This window comes from Telluria sp. RT2P19, from assembly GCF_059685725.1.
The window spans coordinates 275,352-292,555 of sequence record NZ_JCASIL010000005.1 but is presented as its reverse complement, the minus strand read 5'-3'; the positions used below and the strand labels follow the sequence as shown (position 1 = coordinate 292,555).

Annotated in this window: 14 protein-coding genes and 1 pseudogene; 11 read left to right on the top strand and 4 right to left on the bottom strand. The window is 61.6% G+C overall.

Features of this window, described 5'->3' with window-relative positions; all coding sequences use genetic code 11:
* Nucleotides 1-94 precede the first annotated feature (94 nt).
* A pseudogene (locus AC56KW_RS09465) lies at nt 95-567 on the top strand (integrase core domain-containing protein); the annotation flags it as partial.
* Nucleotides 568-822: 255 nt separating this feature from the next.
* Here the strand turns inward: AC56KW_RS09465 and AC56KW_RS09460 are convergent.
* Entirely contained in the window at nt 823-1,308 is a 486-nt protein-coding gene (locus tag AC56KW_RS09460; RefSeq protein WP_497170473.1) for a toll/interleukin-1 receptor domain-containing protein, read from the bottom strand.
* 323 nt (nt 1,309-1,631) lie between these two features.
* Entirely contained in the window at nt 1,632-1,859 is a 228-nt protein-coding gene (locus tag AC56KW_RS09455) for a DUF2188 domain-containing protein (protein ID WP_497170472.1), read from the bottom strand.
* Nucleotides 1,860-1,995: 136 nt separating this feature from the next.
* Between AC56KW_RS09455 and AC56KW_RS09450 the strand changes: the two genes are divergently transcribed.
* The 3 genes from AC56KW_RS09450 to AC56KW_RS09440 are packed head-to-tail and all read left to right on the top strand — an operon-like array spanning nt 1,996 to nt 3,807.
* Nucleotides 1,996-2,625, top strand: a complete 630-nt coding sequence (locus tag AC56KW_RS09450; protein ID WP_497170471.1) for a hypothetical protein — start codon at nt 1,996-1,998, stop codon at nt 2,623-2,625.
* On the top strand, nt 2,622-3,029 hold the full coding sequence (locus tag AC56KW_RS09445) for a hypothetical protein (RefSeq protein ID WP_497170470.1): 408 nt from the start codon (nt 2,622-2,624) through the stop codon (nt 3,027-3,029). Before AC56KW_RS09450 ends, AC56KW_RS09445 begins: the two co-directional genes overlap by 4 nt.
* A 46-nt stretch (nt 3,030-3,075) precedes the next feature.
* Entirely contained in the window at nt 3,076-3,807 is a 732-nt protein-coding gene (locus AC56KW_RS09440) for an ImmA/IrrE family metallo-endopeptidase (protein WP_497170469.1), read from the top strand.
* A gap of 635 nt (nt 3,808-4,442) precedes the next feature.
* Here AC56KW_RS09440 and AC56KW_RS09435 read toward each other — a convergent pair.
* On the bottom strand, nt 4,443-5,018 hold the full coding sequence (locus AC56KW_RS09435; RefSeq protein WP_497170468.1) for a hypothetical protein: 576 nt from the start codon (nt 5,016-5,018) through the stop codon (nt 4,443-4,445).
* Nucleotides 5,019-5,363: 345 nt separating this feature from the next.
* Between AC56KW_RS09435 and AC56KW_RS09430 the strand changes: the two genes are divergently transcribed.
* The 4 genes from AC56KW_RS09430 (at nt 5,364) to mqo (ending at nt 11,895) form a co-directional block, all read left to right on the top strand.
* A complete protein-coding gene (locus AC56KW_RS09430; protein WP_497170483.1) occupies nt 5,364-6,743 on the top strand; it encodes an ammonium transporter in 1,380 nt (459 codons plus the stop codon).
* A gap of 30 nt (nt 6,744-6,773) precedes the next feature.
* Nucleotides 6,774-8,189, top strand: coding sequence for a type I glutamate--ammonia ligase (gene glnA / locus AC56KW_RS09425; protein WP_497170467.1), 1,416 nt, complete (start codon nt 6,774-6,776; stop codon nt 8,187-8,189).
* A gap of 83 nt (nt 8,190-8,272) precedes the next feature.
* On the top strand, nt 8,273-9,817 hold the full coding sequence (gene glsA, locus AC56KW_RS09420) for a glutaminase A (RefSeq protein WP_497170466.1): 1,545 nt from the start codon (nt 8,273-8,275) through the stop codon (nt 9,815-9,817).
* Between the two features lie 488 nt (nt 9,818-10,305).
* Nucleotides 10,306-11,895, top strand: coding sequence for a malate dehydrogenase (quinone) (mqo, locus tag AC56KW_RS09415; RefSeq protein ID WP_497170465.1), 1,590 nt, complete (start codon nt 10,306-10,308; stop codon nt 11,893-11,895).
* A gap of 256 nt (nt 11,896-12,151) precedes the next feature.
* On the opposite strand, the gene tssK is transcribed toward mqo, so the two are convergent.
* Nucleotides 12,152-13,492, bottom strand: a complete 1,341-nt coding sequence (gene tssK / locus AC56KW_RS09410; RefSeq protein ID WP_497170464.1) for a type VI secretion system baseplate subunit TssK — start codon at nt 13,490-13,492, stop codon at nt 12,152-12,154.
* Nucleotides 13,493-13,656: 164 nt separating this feature from the next.
* Between tssK and tssE the strand changes: the two genes are divergently transcribed.
* Genes tssE through tssG form a run of 3 tightly spaced genes read left to right on the top strand, consistent with a single transcriptional unit; the run spans nt 13,657 to nt 17,127 of the window.
* A complete protein-coding gene (gene tssE, locus AC56KW_RS09405) occupies nt 13,657-14,187 on the top strand; it encodes a type VI secretion system baseplate subunit TssE (RefSeq protein ID WP_497170463.1) in 531 nt (176 codons plus the stop codon).
* A 1-nt stretch (nt 14,188) separates the two neighbouring features.
* Complete coding sequence (tssF, locus tag AC56KW_RS09400; protein ID WP_497170462.1) at nt 14,189-16,030, top strand: type VI secretion system baseplate subunit TssF; 1,842 nt, start codon at nt 14,189-14,191, stop codon at nt 16,028-16,030.
* Nucleotides 15,994-17,127, top strand: coding sequence for a type VI secretion system baseplate subunit TssG (gene tssG / locus AC56KW_RS09395; protein ID WP_497170461.1), 1,134 nt, complete (start codon nt 15,994-15,996; stop codon nt 17,125-17,127). The genes tssF and tssG overlap by 37 nt, the downstream gene beginning before the upstream one ends.
* Nucleotides 17,128-17,204 lie beyond the last annotated feature (77 nt).

Genomic DNA, 17,204 nt, shown 5'->3' with positions numbered 1-17,204 from the left:
CGCTCATGCCAGGTCGATGCGGGAATGCGTTGACGGGTCATGGAATCCTCGAAGTAGAAAACCTCGAGTCTGCACGTCATCGCGGCTACGTTACAGGTGGGTGGGCTGCACGCTTACCGACATGACGGACAAGAGCAGTGTCGATTTCCTGCGTCGGCTCAAGCTTGCTTCACCGATCAAGATCAGCAAGATACTGACAGATAACGGCTCTCAGTTCACTGACCGCTTTGCTACCAAGGACAAGAAGCCGAGCGGCAGCCATGCCTTCGATGTGGCTTGTGCCGCACTGCAGGCGGAGCATCGTCTGGCACCGCCACGGCACCCGCAAACAAATGGCATGGTAGAGCGCTTCAACGGACGAATCAACGAACTGCTACAGCAGACCCGTTTCGACAGCAGGGCTGATCTGGAGACGACCTTGATGAACTACTTGAAGCTCTACAACCATCACATTCCCCAACGCGCCATCGACGGCAGAACACCGATTCTAGCGCTCAAAGAATGGCAGAAAAAGCGCCCCGAATTATTTGTCAAACGGGTTTATGACAGGCGGGACTTGACATCTAGGCCATTCAGCATGGAGTGACAGGCGGTTGACAACTTCATATATCCTACGTTCGATCTTTTCCATACGGCAGAGCAAAATTTGACAAAAATTGCCAGAGAGATTACTTCGTTAGTGCTTGATTCTTTTCGCATAGTTTTGACAAACTCGACTCGATTTGTTCATTGAACTGCGAATAAAGTTTGACAGAAATAAGGGTCCCGATACTTTGTGTCGGGACCTTTCTATTTGACGAAGTCATTATGCGAGCAATAGGGTTAAACAGTAACCAGCTCGGCGATTTTTGCCGCGACCACTGCCATTGAATCTTCTGCAGTGTCCAGGCCGCTTCGAGAGGCGAGCAAAGGACTAACATTGCGGAGATCCCCATATGTCGTGTTGTGCACGATGGGAATGAGCTGGTTACCTGCTAGGAGTGCCGAAAGTTCTTTGTCCGCGACACCTTCTTTTGGGAGGCGGGTGAGCAGCGCAGGGGTCACTAGCACAAGCCCGATTCGCGAATTCGCTAGGCCCTTGTCGATGGCGCGCATCATCGGAACGCCGAGACCCAAGTCCTTCTCGCTGAACCAGACCTTAACACCCGCCGCCACGAGCAAATCGTGTAATTCTTTGGCTGGCCCCTGCCGGTCGTCCCACGCATGGCACAAAAAGACGTCACGAAGGTCTGGGTGCTCCGCTGCCCGCGTCTCAACGGTGTCGCGGATTGGCGTGAGTGACTGCACTTGAGCCGGAGTGTACGACACGGACGAACCCGCTTTCGACCAGCGTGGCCTTGAACCGCTGCTGGATCTGTTGCCACCGCCCCCACCACTGCTGCTATAGCCAGTCCCGCTACTGCCCGGCGGGGAGTAGGAAGAGCCATAGCCGCTGTAGCGGTAGCTACTACGGTGACGGCACGCAGGACATTCCGCAGCCGCGGCCGCTGAGCTATGTCCACGTACTGGTGCTGTGCATCTACTCATGTCGTAATCCTTTCATTTGTACTTTTGCGCTGTCAGCCTTCTTGCGATGACAGAAGGCTGACAAGACCAAATAAAGCGGATCCCTCAAGCGACCCGCTCAAAAATCAGCCTTTCGGCGGGAACGGGTCAGGACCATGGCTGTCCTTGTATTCGATCCTGCCATCCTGTTTGTGGACGACCAGTTCGGTCTTCTGGTTCTGAGCAATCTCGCGAGCACGCTGCACAGCGTCCGACTTACGATCGAACAGCCCCGTTGCGCGTTGCGCTTTTTCGCCCTTTACCGCCCAGCCGTCGGGATGAGGAACTACATGTTGGTTGCGTTTGTTGCTCATTTCACACATCCTTATCACGGCTTTAGTGCCGCTCCCTAACCTATGCGGGCGAACTCGGCAAAACGGACAAGATCGCAGCACTGTCCGTTTTTAAAGTTACCCCCGCATACACAATAACGATGTAAGGAGCTCCGAATTGGAACCGATTGAACAAGAAGATGATCTTGCAAGCCCAGACGAGCTGCGACAAGCGATTGAAGACTTGAGCTCGGAACAGTTGTACAAGCTCAACAAGGCTGCTACTTATTTGCTGTTCGGAAGCGAGTATCAAGGCCCAGGTGAGCTGCTGAATGAGGCCATCATGCGCGCCATGAGCGGTGCCGTAGGCGAGAAGGGACGCGCTTGGCGCAAATCCATTAACTTCATGGCGTTTCTGATCACGTGCATGCGGGGCATTGCCAATGACTCGGTGAAGTCCTACCAGCAGACCCAGGTCAAGCGGATTGAGGAAATGGCAACTGAGGCGAACTCCGGCGAAGAGGTGTTGGCTGCTAAGGGACACCTCCATTCAAGCCATGAGGATGCCATCATCCAGCTCGAGGAGACCCAAGAACGCGTGACCAAAGCCAAAGCTGATGCTGAGGTCGTTGAAAACCACTTCGCGAACGACAGCGAGGTGACCTGGCTCATTATGGGCATCAAGGACGGCTTGGGACCGCATGAGGTGCGCGAAGTTTCTGAGATGACGCAGACCCAATATGACACGGCCAAGAGACGCTTCCGTCGTGGTCTTGACAAGCTGTTTCCCGGCAGGAGAGCAAAATGAGCCAGAACAAAACAATTGAAGAGATCATCGCTCTTCGAGACGCGGCAATTGACGACCTTTTGTCTCTAAGCGACGAGGAGCTTCGAATAGAAGCAAAACAGGATGGCCAAGACGTAGAGGCTATCGCGTTAAATACCAAAAGGTTAATGCGAGAAGGCGCTGCATCGGCGCTGCGGTTACGTATGAGTATAAAGCCTTCACCAGCAGCTGCGCCCTGGCGAACACCGATTATTCGACCAAGCATCGAGCGAATGAAACAACTTGTCGAGCGCGTGTTTGCCAGCAATCCCTCTGCTGGACTCGCGTTTCGACAAGGGAAGAAGCAGTCGGATTCTGATTGGCAAACTCTTTACGACGATTACGTTTCTATGGGGGCGATAGAGCCGGAAGATGATAAACATTAATCTAGCACGGCTTTCCCCGGCGGAGCGACTCCTGTGGGGATATGGAGTGACCGATCCATCGCATATCGACCTGGAAGGTATAGCGCATGACCAAAACGCTAAGGTGATTTATCGGCCTTTACGTGGCTGTGAAGCCAGACTGGCGACGTTCGGCAACCAAGCAGTCATTAGCGTGAACAGCTCCAGCCCAGAAGGGAGACAGCGATTCTCGTTGGCTCATGAGCTAGCTCATTGGATTTGTGATCGCCATTCTGGCTCGTTCTTATGCGCCCAAGATGACATCGGTCCTCAAAATGCGGAAGCCAGAACTACCGAAGCTCAAGCTAACGGATACGCTAGCCAACTTATCTTACCAACCTATCTAGTTGACCCTTGGCTGGAGAGTAAGGATATCTGCTTAGATGTGGCCTCAGCGATGGGGAAAGAATTTCGAACAAGTGTCACGGCTGCGGCCATCAAAATGATCAAGCGCTCGAAGAAGTCTTCGCTTATCACATGCCACAGCCAAACAGGATTGCTGTGGCAGCAACGTTCAACTTCGTTTCCGTTTGATTTTTTCCCTATCCGTGCGCTCCATCATGATACCGAGGCTCTTACGATGGTCTTTTCAGGAAGAAGCGGGATGACAAGACTAAAAAAAGAGCCAGCCAGCCACTGGATCAATGGATCAGGTGTTTATCGACTGGAGGTCCAAACGCAATCGTTGCGACTTCCAGATGGAACAATTCTCTCTTCAATCGATTTGCTTAGTGAAAATAGCTTTTTGAGAAGATTTTGATGCGCGGAAGAATGCGCGCAATGACTCACTTGTCCGATAGATTTGTGTGTCGACAGATTGTTAGGAAGCTTTCTTGGCGACTCCGGGTCGGAAACAACGTGCCAAACACGGGGTTCAACACCTTCTCGGCGCCCATGGCTGTACCCGAGTTGGCGACCGCCAATGCACCCGTGCCTTTTTCCAGAAAAAGGACGACGATGGCGAGCCAGTTGCCATCTAATCCTTGGTGCACGAAGGCCGGCTTCTAGCGCCCGGCAACCGAAGCCTGTACCCCCAGTCGAGGCCTGCAGGACTGCCAGGTTGGTAGTCTGCATTAAGATAGGCAGCAGGCGTCAGCAATTTGCCTTGCCCTTTGCCGCACAACGGACACGCCGCGTTTTGACAGACTTTATTCGTTGGACCTTCGAGTACTAGGCTCTCTGCAGAGCAGGAGTTGACAACCATTGCTTTGTCAGCACGACGTGTAAGTCTTTGATTTTATTACTACTGATTTGACAAACTTAATCCCGCTCATTCATTTGTTGTCGCCGCCCTGCAGACACACCAGCAAGCTCGACACGAGCAACAAGTTGACGCCAACCGGCGACGCACGCGTGATCACAGACCACCGGCGGTCAATACTATCCTCTGCCCTACTAGACCTTGATAATGATCTCGATCTGATCCGGGCGAATGCCCAGATTCGCGGCGAGGCCAGCCTTCGCTTGAGCGAGGGTCAACTTCAGTTCTCCACCATTCACGGGCTCCATCGTGTCTCTTAGCGGCGCATCGTCCTTGCCCGGCTCGACCGAGGAGAGCCGCGCAACCGGCGCCGCCAGTGCCGGCCCAGGCACCGGCTGGAAATCCAGCGTGGCCGGGTCGATGCCAAGCTCTTCCTCGATATCCAGATAACGCACCGGATTGCTGCCGCGCCACTTGCACGGCACCTTGATGCGCGCATACTCGCTGATCCTGATCAGGTAGCGGCCGTGTGCATTGATCTCGCTGCTGGGAACGATGTCCGTGATCTTGCCGATCAAGAAGGCCATCCCGTGTGGTTCGGTCGCGCCCGTCAACTGCCCCGTCTTACGGGTCTGCACCGTCACAAGGTAGGTGTGCTTGGTCGCGTTCCTGGGATTGAGGACCCACGACTGGCTGCCGCCATTCTGGAAAATACGATCCACCCCATCTCCCGTCATCACGAACACGGCTGTTTTGTTCGGCATGGCCATCCCTTTTCGATCATTGGTTACAAACAAGCTACGATGCGGCATCGTTGATGCAATGATGCCGCATTATCCCTAAAACTACAAATAGTATTGCGTCATCTCTCAACGATCGGTGTTGCGATGACGCATCGCCTGCGCCAATCAACGACAAATTCCCGCCCGCCCTGCGTCCATGTATAGACAGCTTACGTATGTCGGATGGATAGCGTGGGATGCGAACAGCCGATGCCGGCGCAGATAACACGCGACGGCGATCGGCACTCGCCGCACGCCCATGTCATGCAAAGAAGAGGAACCGGTTGAATGTACGTCGATAAAAAATGGGCCGCGCTTTGCGGACCGCTGATGATGGTCCTGGCGTCCGATGCGGCGGCGCAGGTGCAGGCCCAGGCGCAGGCGGTGGCGCCGAACAAGGGCGACACTGCCTGGATGATGGTCGCCACGCTGCTGGTCGTGCTGATGGCGATACCCGGCCTGGCGCTGTTTTATGGCGGCATGGTGCGCGCCAAGAACATGCTGTCGGTGCTGATGCAGGTCACCATGGTGTTTGCGCTCGTGCTGGTGCTGTGGTGCCTGTACGGCTATTCACTCGCTTTCACCGAGGGCAACGCCTTCATCGGCGGCCTGTCGCGCGCCGGCCTGGCCGGGATCTGGAATCCTGTCGAGGCGACGTTCAGCACCGCCGCCACCTTCAGCAAGGGCGTGGTGCTGCCGGAGTTTGTCTACGTCGCGTTCCAGGGGACATTCGCGGCCATCACGTGCTGCCTGATCGTCGGCGCCCTGGCCGAGCGCGCCAGGTTCCTGGCGGTGCTGGCCTTCGTGGTGCTGTGGTTCACCTTCGCCTACCTGCCGATGGCGCACATGGTCTGGTTCTGGACCGGGCCGGACGCCATCACCGATGCCGCCAGCGCGCTGCGCGAGGGCGCCAAGGCCGGCTGGCTGTTCCAGCACGGCGCCCTGGATTTCGCCGGCGGCACCGTCGTGCACATCAACGCCGCCATGGCCGGCCTGATGGGCGCCTACATGATCGGTCCGCGGCTCGGCTACCAGCGCGAAGCGATGGCGCCGCATTCGGTCACCATGACCATGATCGGGGCGTCGCTGCTGTGGGTGGGCTGGTTCGGCTTCAACGCCGGTTCGGCGCTCGAGGCCGGAGATATCGCCGCGCTGGCCTTCATCAACACCTTGCTGGCCACCGCGGCGGCCACGTTGGCCTGGGCGCTCGCGGAATGGCGGATCAAGGGCCGGCCGTCGATGCTGGGCGGCGCCTCGGGCGCCGTGGCCGGCCTGGTCGCGATCACACCCGCGTGTGGCTTCGTCGGCCCGATGGGCGCACTCGCCATCGGCCTGGTCGCGGGCGTCGCCTGCCTGTGGGGCGTGAATTCGCTCAAGCGCATGCTGGGCGCCGACGATTCGCTCGACGTGTTCGGTGTGCATGGCGTGGGCGGCATCGTCGGCGCCGTGCTGACCGGCGTGTTCGCCGCCCCGTCCCTGGGCGGCCAGGGCGTGTTCGATTACGTCGCCAACCGCCCGTCGGGCGACTACGGGATCGCCGCGCAAGTCGGCATTCAACTGCTGGGCGTGGTCGTCACCATGGTCTGGTCGGGCGTGGTCACGCTGCTCGCCTGCAAGCTGGTGGACAAGATCTGCGGCCTGCGCGTGAGCGAGAACGAAGAACGCACTGGACTCGACCTGTGCAGCCACGGCGAGTCGGCATATCGCCTTTGAGATTGAACTTTTTATTGATTGGAATAGATGATGAGCAGTACCACCAAACATGTCATGCAGATGCTGAAGGATCACGAAGTCAAGTTCGTCGATCTGCGTTTCGCCGATACCCGCGGCAAGGAACAGCACGTCACGGTCCCGGTGTCGCACTTCGATGAAGACAAATTCGAATCCGGCCACGCCTTCGACGGCTCGTCGATCGCCGGCTGGAAAGGCATCGAAGCCTCGGACATGCTCCTGCTGCCGGACCCGAACACCGCCAACCTCGACCCGTTCATGGAAGAGACCACGCTGTTCATGCAGTGCGACGTGATCGAACCGTCGGACGGCAAGGGCTATGACCGCGACCCGCGCTCGATCGCCAAGCGCGCCGAAGCCTACCTCAAGACGTCGGGCATCGGCGACACCGCCTACTTCGGCCCGGAACCGGAATTCTTCATCTTCGACGCGATCCGCTGGAAGATCGACATGTCGGGCTGCTTCGTCAAGATCGACTCGGACGAGTCGTCGTGGGCGACCGACAAGGAAATCGAAGGCGGCAACAGCGGCCACCGTCCGACCGTCAAGGGCGGCTACTTCCCGGTGCCACCAGTCGATTCGTTCCAGGACATGCGCTCGGAAATGTCGCTGATCCTCGAATCGATGGGCATCCCGGTCGAAGTGCACCACCACGAAGTGGCCGGCGCCGGCCAGAATGAAATCGGCACCAGGTTCTCGACCCTGGTCGAGCGCGCCGACTGGACCCAGAACCTGAAGTACGTGATCTGGAACGTGGCCCACAGCCATGGCAAGACCGCGACCTTCATGCCGAAGCCGATCAACGGCGACAATGGCTCGGGCATGCACGTGCACCAGTCGATCTGGAAAGAGGGCAAGAACCTGTTCGCAGGCGACGGCTATGCCGGCCTGTCCGAAACCGCGCTGTTCTACATCGGCGGCATCATCAAGCACGCACGCGCGCTGAACGCCATCACCAATCCAGGCACCAATTCGTACAAGCGCCTGGTGCCTGGCTACGAAGCCCCGGTCAAGCTGGCCTATTCGGCCCGCAACCGCTCGGCCTCGATCCGTATCCCGCACGTGGCGAACCCGAAAGGCCGCCGCATCGAGACCCGCTTCCCGGATCCGCTGGCCAACGTCTACCTGTGCTTCGCCGCGCTGCTGATGGCGGGCCTGGACGGCATCCAGAACAAGATCCACCCAGGCGAAGCCGCGACCAAGGACCTGTACCACCTGCCGCCGGAAGAAGACAAGCTGATCCCGACGGTGTGCGCCTCGCTCGAAGAAGCGCTCGAAGCGCTGGACCAGGACCGCGAATTCCTGACCCGCGGCGGCGTGTTCAGCGACGGCATGATCGACGCCTACATCGAGCTCAAGAAGGCCGAGGTACAGCGCATGCGCATGACCCCGCACCCGGCCGAATTCGACATGTACTACTCGCTCTGAGCTGCGAAGAGATCATTGGATGGCGCCGCATGCATACGTACGCGACGGTGCCGGATCGCCCTGTTTCAACGATGGAAAACACAGTGAAAAAACAAAATGCAACGGCAGCCAAGGCCGCCGAGACGGACGCCATGCTATTTCGTTCGCTGGTCGGCGATACCGATGAAAAGCTCTCCAGCAAGGTATTGATCGATCGCCTGCAACTGGCCGGGATTGCCCCCGACGATCCGCGCGTGGCGCGCCTGATCGGGCAACTCGAGCGCGAGCCGGGCCGCCTGCCCGATCTCACCCAGGACCAGTTTGCGAAGCTCGCGCAAAGCTGCGCGGTATTGCTGCAGAAGGCCTTGCAAGGCAGGCTGGTACTGCCCGACTTTCCCAGGTTCTGCGCCAAGATCGCCGAGATCTATGTCAAGGCCAAGTCCAACAACGGCGGCAAGGTGGCCGCCTATATTCCCCAGTTGGCCAAGGTGCCGGCCGATAAATTCGGCGTGGCGGTGTGTACCGTCGACGGCCAGCGTTTTGCACTCGGAGACGCCGGCGAGCATTTCAGCATTCAGTCCACGTCGAAGCCGGTCAGCTACTGCCTGGCGCTGGAAGAGCTGGGAGAAGAAGTCGTGCACCGGCATATCGGACGCGAAGCCAGCGGCAGCGGCTTCAACGCCATCACGCTCGATGCGCGCGGCCGTCCACACAATCCCATGATCAATGCCGGCGCCATCATGGCCTGTTCGATGGTGCGTCCTGGCGCCAGGCCGGCCGACCGCTTCGATTACGTCATGTCGGTATGGCAGCGCATTGCCGGACACCTGAAGCCGGTATTTAACAACGCCGTGTACCTGTCCGAAAAACAGACCGCCGACCGCAATTTTGCGCTGGCTTATTTCATGAGCGAGAAAGGCAGCTTCCCCGAAAATACCGATCTGGTGGAAACGCTGGAATTGTATTTCCAGTGCTGCTCGATCGAGATGAGCTGTGAAGCCATGGCGCTGTTGGCCGGGACCCTGGCCAATGGCGGCGTGCATCCACTCAGCGGTGAACGCATCTTCCAGTCGAGCACCGTCAAGAACTGCCTGTCGCTGATGAATTCATGCGGCATGTACGATTTTTCGGGCGAGTTCGCGTTCACGATCGGCCTGCCCGCCAAGTCCGGCGTGGGCGGTGGACTGATGGTCGTGATTCCCAACATCATGGGTTTGTGCATCTGGTCACCGCCCCTGGACGACAACGGCAACAGTGTCCGCGGTATCGAGTTCTGCCGCGAGCTGGTGCGCGCGTTCAACTTCCATAATTACGACAGCCTGGTGGCCAGCGATGGCGCCAAGACCGATCCGCGCAAGAAGCCGCTGCAAGCGAAGCTGGATGGCATCATGGCGCTGTGCTGGGCTGCATCGCAAGGCGATGTGGGCGAGATGCAGCACCTGCTGGCAAGCGGCGTCAGCGTCAACGAGGCGGATTACGATGGCCGCACGCCCCTGCATTTGGCGGCATCCGAAGGGCATGCGCAGGCAGTGGAATTCCTGATCCATCATGGCGCATCGGCTAGCGCGCGCGACCGTTGGGGCAACACGCCGGGCGATGACGCCGGACGCGGCGGCTATCAGGAAATTTCGGCCTTGCTGGCTGCCTGAGAACAGCGCCACGGCAGCGCGCGGTACCGGCAGGCGGCCCGGCGTGGCCGCGCCGGCGGGGGCTCGGTACTACTACTGAGGCCGCAACAGGTCGAATACTGAGAAGGCCGCATTTTCCGTTGAAGGTCCGAGCAAGCCTGATTTGTTTGGGCTATACTCCGCTCAGTCTTCTATAGGACTTCCCGCTCAATGGACGCCAGGGATATCGACTGGCCTACCTGACAATCCGTGTCAGCGCGTCATATCCATGCTGCCTGCAACGCGGTCCGGCTGTTATCCAGCCGACCGTTGCCTTGCCTTCGCAATGCGTCGGTTGCCGAGCTTTGTTGTAGTTCTCACGGACCGCGACAGGTCCCGACAACCCGTTCCTTATCGGTGCCTCCATGCCGCCAGCAGGCGGCGTGGAAACATTCCTTTACCGAGCCATTGAACTTTTTAAATCTGATTGCATGCCAGGCCATCGCAAACATTTTTCAGGTGATACTCGTATGCGTACCTCGCTTCTTGTTGTCCTTTCTTGCTTCATTGTTGCATCGTGCAGCAAAGCACCCGCGCCATCCAACGACAAGCCGGTCGACGTCGTCCTGATCGGCGCCGGCGTCATGAGCGCCACCCTGGGCACCATGCTCAAGGAACTCGATCCGGAACTCTCGATCCAGATGTTCGAGCGCCTCGATTCGGTCTCGGCCGAAAGCTCCGATGCGATGAACAATGCCGGCACCGGTCACTCCGGTTTCGCCGAGCTGAACTACACGCCCGAAATGCCGGACGGCACCATCGACACCAAGAAGGCTGTCGACATCAACGAACAGTTCGAAATCTCGAAGCAGTTCTGGGCCTATCAGGTGCACAAGCAGTACCTGGGCGCGCCGAACACCTTCATCAACAATGTGCCGCACATGGCCTTTGTCTGGGGTGACGACAACATCAACTACCTGCGCAAGCGCTACGCCGCGCTGCAAAAGGAAAACCTGTTCAAGGGCATGCTGTTCACCGAGGATCACGAGACGATCCGCAAGTGGGCGCCGCTGATCATGAACGGCCGCGACGCCAACCAGAAAGTGGCTGCGACCCGCATGGACATCGGGACCGACGTCAACTACGGCACCCTGACCCGCAGCATGATCAAGCACCTGACCGGCACCCACGGCATGACGCTGAACCTGCGCACCCAGGTGGAAGACATCAAGCGCGGCGAGAACGGCCTGTGGAACGTGACCGTCAAGAACCTGGCGGACAACAAGCTCAGGACGGTCAGCGCGAAGTTCGTGTTCATCGGCGCCGGCGGCGGCGCGCTGCCGCTGCTGGAAAAGACCGGCATTCCTGAAGCCAAGGGCTACGGCGGCGTCCCGGTCGGTGGCCAGTGGCTGGTAACCACCAACCCGGCGCTGATCGAAGCGCACCACGCCAAGGTGTATGGCAAGGCGTCGGTCGGTTCGCCGCCGATGTCGGTGCCGCACCTGGACACCCGCATCATCGACGGCAAGAAAGCCCTGCTGTTTGGACCGTTCGCGACCTTCTCGACCAAGTTCCTCAAGAACGGTTCGTGGATCGACCTGCCGGCCTCGATCGGCACCGGCAACGTGCGTCCGATGGTGCAGGCCGGCATCGACAACATTCCGCTGACCAAGTACCTGGTCGAGCAGGTGATGAACTCGCAGGAAGACCGCGTGGCCACCCTGCGTGAATACCTGCCGGAAGCCAAGATGGAAGACTGGGAACTGGTCAACGCCGGCCAGCGCGTCCAGATCGTCAAGGACGACCCGGCGAAGGGTGGCCTGCTGCAGTTCGGCACCGAAGTCGTTACATCGAGCGACGGTTCCGTCACCGCCCTGCTGGGTGCATCGCCAGGCGCCTCGACCGCCGCGCCGATCATGCTGAAGGTGCTCAAGGCATCGGCCTTCCGCGACAAGCTGGAAACACCTGCATGGCAGGCCAAGATGCACGAGATGATTCCTTCGTATGGCCGCAAGCTGAACGACGATCCGGCCTTCGCCAACCAGATCCGCCAGCAGAGCAGCGCTGCGCTGGGCCTGAAGGCGATCACGCTGGACGTGGCGGCGGCGACCCAGGAGTAATCGTGTAGGAATTGGCTGTGGCTTGGGCCGCAGCGGTATCAAAAGACCCCGGTGCTCGACAGCACCGGGGTCTTTTTTTTATCGGCATCCTCGGGCCGGCGAGGACTCGGGCGCCGGCATGGCCGGTGCGGCGCATTGTCCGATGGCATACCAGCCTGCGACGCCGGTCATCGGTCCCGTGCGCGCCCTGTGCATGCGAGGTCTTGTCGCCAAGCCTGACGAGTGCTACTGCCATGGTCATCCTCGCTGTGGACGTTCAGGACATCACCGCCAGCAGCTCGAGCCTGAGCTCCTTCATGCCGGCCGGGACGTAGATCGACATCGACTGCGCCTTGAGCATGCGCTCGTACATCGCCCCTTTCGCCTCCAGGATGAAGTAGCAGGTGTCGGGCCGCACCGGAATCGCGGCCGGCGGCTGCGGCGTGTACAGCAGGCGCACGCCGGGCAGTGCCGAGAGCACGAACTTCTCGACGTCGTCCGGTGCGCCGACCTTGAAGCGCAGCGGCGCTACCTCGACCAGTTCCAGCGCCGGGATGTCGGCCGAGACGGCGATATAGAAGGTGGTGGTGTCGTCGATCTTGCCCGAGTCGAGCATGCCGATGTGGTAGCAGGGCCGCACCTCGCTCAAGGCGATGCCGAAGTACTTGGCCGAAATGACGGTATCGAGCAGCTCGCGCACGAGCAGGTACAGCTTGGCGAAGGCGGGACCGGGATCGTGGTGCTGGTAACTGGGCAGGTCGGCCAGGGTCCAGCTCCTGGAAAACGTCATCAGGCCGCCGGCCACGTCCAGCAGCGCCTCGAACAGGCGCTCGGGGTGCAGGGCCGGATGGTTGAAATGGTGCGACAGCGTGGCATACGCCGAACTGGCCGTGTGCAGCAGCCAGAACGACGACATGTCGCCCGAGCGGAATTCGATCACGTTGCGGGTCGGTTCGCGGTGGTGGCCGTACAGCGCGCCGACCTTGGCCTGCAGCGCGTCGAGCAGGCGCCGCAACTGCTGGAACAGTACCGGCGCCGCGCCCAGCGACAGCGATGGCGGCACCAGCGCCGGATCGAGCTCGAAGCCGCCGGTGCTGCTCCTGCGCACGCGCAGCAGCGGAAAGTGGATATAGGGGTCGCGCGGCTCGAATTCAGAGACCAGCCGCAGTGCGCGCTTCAGGTAGGCCAGCTGCACCGGCGCCGCCTGCGTGTACAGGTCGGGCGTTTCTTCATTGGCCTGCAGGAAGCGGGTGATGTTGGCCGCCTGCCCCGGCTGGACGAAGTTGGCGTTGAACGGTTTCAGGCCCGGCAGCGCCGCGTAATAGGTCACTGCCTGCACCGCCTGCTGCAACTGGTTCAGGTCGACGGCGCCGGGCAGCGCGTCGCTGCCCGGCGCCTCGTAGATCTCGCCGTCCTGGAAGCGCAGCGACAGCCCCAGCACCCGCAGCATGCCGCTGGCCAGGGCCTCGCGGTCGATCTCGAGCTGCTCGACCCCCCATGCATATGGATGCGCCGCCTTGACGCCCTTGTACAGGCAATGCTCGTGATAGGCATCCTGGCGCTGGAAATGCTGCGGGCGTAGCAGCAGGCCTTCGCCCCAGAGAACTTTACTGGTCATGGCTGGGATTCCCCACATTGTCTTTGCGAGAGGAAACGATAACGACGAGATGCCGTTGTGCATGTGAAGTTGATCAAAGGTTCGCACTGAACACCGTGGCAACATGCGATTGGTTTTCAATGCGCAACACTTCACCATGGGCGCGCGACGCCGAAGGGAGAACGATGAAGGGATTCACGCCGGACCTGTTCGACCGCCTGCTCGGTCAGCCGCAGCGCGATGGCGTGGCGGCCGCGCGCCTGAACCTCGAGGAACTCAAGGATGCGGTGGCGCGCGACCTGGAAGCGCTGCTCAACACGCGCTCGACTATCCAGGACGGCGCGCTGGCCGCGTTTCCCGAGTGCGGCCAGTCGATGGTCGGCTATGGCTTGTGCGACTTCGCCGAGCGCTCGCTGTCCAGTCCCACCGACCGGGCCCATATCTGCGCCTGCATCGAGCAGACCATCGCGCGCCATGAACCGCGCCTGCAGAACGTGAAGGCATTGCTCGAGATGCGCGACGACGCCGCGCCTTCGGTCAACCGCCTGGGTTTCTCGATCACGGCGGTGCTGGTGGCGAGCCGGTCGCAAGAGCCCGTGAACTTCGACGCCGTACTGCAGCCGTCCACGCTCCAGTACAGCATCCGCAAGGCCGGCCGCGCGGGCGCGGCCAGTGTCGTGGCAAGCGTCGCGGCAACCGCAGCCGCGGGGGCCTGAATTGGATCAGCTGCTGCCCTATTACGAAAGCGAACTGGCCTACCTGCGGCGTAACCTGCGCGAGTTCGCCGAGCGCTATCCGCGCATCGCCGGCCGCCTCTTGATCAGCGGCGAGGTCTGCGAAGACCCGCATACCGGACGGCTGATCGAATCGTTCGCGTTCTTGAATGCGCGCATCGCCAAGCGCCTGGACGACGATTATCCCGAATTCACCGAGGCGCTGTTCGACGTGCTGTATCCGCACTACCTGCGCCCTTTTCCCTCGTGCTCGATCGCACGCATGGACGTCGCCGCCGCCGCCAGGCAGCAGACCTCGGTGGCCACCATCCCGCGCGGCACCAAGCTCACCACGCGGCCCGTGCGCGGCGTGGCCTGCATCTTTCGCACCGTGTACCCGGTCGCGATGGCGCCGCTGTCGCTGGTTTGCGCGGCGTTCTCGCCGATCATTCATGCGCCGGATGGCGCGCGCCTGCCCGCCGGCGCCACGGCGAGCATCAGCCTGTCGCTAGCCGTCACCTGCGAAGGCGGCGGCCTCGATGCCATCGACCTGCCAAAGCTGCGCCTGTTCCTCGACGGCGAGCCGTCGTTCTGCGCGGCACTGCGCGACGCGCTGCTGGCGCGCACGGTCGCGGCCTACGTGCAGGTCGAGGGCGGCCACTGGAGCGCACTGCCGGCGCTGCCGGTGCACGCCGCCGGCTTCGTCGAGGACGACGCGCTGATCGACTTCCCGGCCCGATCCCACGCCGCCTACCGCCTGCTGACCGAGTACTTCTGCTTCCCCGAGAAGTTCAACTTCGTCGACCTCGACCTGGCGCTGCTGGCGCGCAGCCTGCCCCCCGGCACGCGCCGCTTCAGCGTGCACCTGGCCCTGAATGGCATCCGCAGCGACTCGAACCTGGCGCGCATGCTGGCCACGCTGTCGACCAACAACCTGGTGGCGGGCTGCACCCCGGTGATCAACCTGTTCGCCCAGCACGGCGAGCCGGTCCGCCTGACCCATGTCACGGCCAGCTATCCGGTGCTGGCCGATGCGCGCCGCGCCTATGCCTATGAGGTCCATGCGATCGACGAGGTCAACCTGGTGCGCCAGACGGCGCAGGGCGAGACGGTGGTGCGGTTCCAGCCCTTTTATTCACTCAAGCATGCGCAGACGGCGGAACAGAACGGGCATTACTGGGCCCTGCGCCGCGACGACACGATGGCCGAGCGCAGCCCGGGCTTCGAGACGCAGATCTCGATCGTCGACATCGACTTCGACCCGGCCGAGGTCGAGACCACGACCCTCAACCTGGAGCTCAGCTGCACCAACCGCGACCTGCCGCTATTACTCAGTTACGGCCAGCCGGGCGGCGACCTGTTCCTCGAAGGCGGGTCCAGCGTGCGCGAGATTTCCTTCCTGCGCAAGCCGAGCCCCACCTGGCGCTTCGCGCGCGGCCGCAGCGCCCACTGGCGCCTGATCTCGCTGCTTTCGCTCAACCACCTGTCGCTGGCCGACGGCGGCGTCGACGCCTTCCGCGAGATGCTGGCGCTGCACGACCTGCCCCGTTCGGCCGCCTCGACGCGCCAGGTCGGCGGTATCCTGGCGATCGCCTATACGCCCACCAGCGCCTGGTTGTCGGGCAATCCCTTCAATTGCCTGGTGCGCGGGGTCGAGGTCAGGATCAGCATCGACGAGGAGGCCTTCGTCGGCAGCGGCATCCACGCCTTTGCCCACATCGTCGAGCGCTTCCTGGCGCTGTACGTGCACGCCAACAGCTTTACCCAGCTGGTGATCGTGTCCCACCAATCCGGAGAGGAGCTGCTGCGATGTGCGCCCAGAAGCGGCGAGCTGAGTCTCCTGTAATCGAACGCCTGCTGCGCGAGCCGTGGCGCTTCGAGTTCTTCCAGGCAGTGCGGGTGCTGGAGCTGTGGCTCAAGCGCCGCGGCCGGCCTTCGCACGGCCTGGTGGCCGACATGCTGCGCTTCCGGAACTCGATCTCCCTCGGCTTTCCGGCCAGCCAGCTCGAGACGATCGAACCGGAGCTGCGCGACCTCGACATCGGCATGCCCTTCGACATGCCGGTCGACGCCGCCGCGCTGGGCGACGCGGTGCAGCGTGGGACCTTGCACCGCCTGCACCTGACGCCCGCCTTCATGGGCCTGCTGGGCGGGCATGGCGTGCTGCCGGCCCACTACACCGAACGCATCGCCGAGCACCAGGCGCGCCACAAGAACGAAGACGAGGACGAGGGCCCGCGCGCCTTCCTGGACGCCTTCTCGAACCGCTCGCTGGCGCTGTTCTACGAAGCCTGGCGCAAGTACCGCCTGCCTTTCAAATACCAGCTGGACGGGCAGGATGCCTTCCTGCCCCTGCTGCTGTCGCTGGCCGGCCTGGGTGACCCCGCGCTGCGCCGGCGCCTGGCCGGCGCCCGGGAGGGCGCCGTGCTGGACGAATCGATCGGCTATTTTGCGGCCGCCATCCGCCACCGGCCGGTGTCCGCCGTGCAGCTGGCGCGCGTGCTGTCGGAATACTTCGGCGCGCAGGTCGAGGCCGAGCAATTCATCGGTTCGTGGTACGACGTGCCGATCGCCCAGCAGAGCGTGCTGGGCCAGGACAGCGCCGTCCTCGGCGCGCGCGCGATCGCCGGCGCGCGTGTCTGGCAGCGCAGCCTGCGCCTGCGGCTGGTGGTCGGCCCGCTGGCGCACGCCGGCTTCCAGGGCTTTCTGCCGGGCGGCCTGGCGGCGCGCGCGCTCGAGAGCGTGCTGGCGCTGTTCACCGGCGTCGCGCTCGAGTACGAAATCGAGCTGGTCCTGCGCGCCGCCGACGTCCACAACACCACGCTGGACGAACATCACCCCGGCCGCCTGGGCTGGGACGCCTTCCTGGTGCTGGACGCCCCGCCGGGCGACCGCCACGACGTGCACTACGACCTGCATGCGGCGTGCCGGCCGTCCTCGTGACCGCCATCCGCCCTGTCGAACGCACCGCCGTCGCCCGATGGCGTATGCTGGCGATGTCAGGCCTCGCGCCTCAATGA

Coding starts and splice junctions, on each gene's coding strand:
- AC56KW_RS09455 (WP_497170472.1), bottom strand. CDS start 1,859: ATGAGCAACAAACGCAACCAACATGTAGTTCCTCATCCCGACGGCTGG.
- AC56KW_RS09445 (WP_497170470.1), top strand. CDS start 2,622: ATGAGCCAGAACAAAACAATTGAAGAGATCATCGCTCTTCGAGACGCG.
- AC56KW_RS09435 (WP_497170468.1), bottom strand. CDS start 5,018: ATGGCCATGCCGAACAAAACAGCCGTGTTCGTGATGACGGGAGATGGG.
- AC56KW_RS09430 (WP_497170483.1), top strand. CDS start 5,364: ATGGTCCTGGCGTCCGATGCGGCGGCGCAGGTGCAGGCCCAGGCGCAG.
- glnA (WP_497170467.1), top strand. CDS start 6,774: ATGAGCAGTACCACCAAACATGTCATGCAGATGCTGAAGGATCACGAA.
- mqo (WP_497170465.1), top strand. CDS start 10,306: ATGCGTACCTCGCTTCTTGTTGTCCTTTCTTGCTTCATTGTTGCATCG.
- tssK (WP_497170464.1), bottom strand. CDS start 13,492: ATGACCAGTAAAGTTCTCTGGGGCGAAGGCCTGCTGCTACGCCCGCAG.
- tssE (WP_497170463.1), top strand. CDS start 13,657: ATGAAGGGATTCACGCCGGACCTGTTCGACCGCCTGCTCGGTCAGCCG.
- tssG (WP_497170461.1), top strand. CDS start 15,994: ATGTGCGCCCAGAAGCGGCGAGCTGAGTCTCCTGTAATCGAACGCCTG.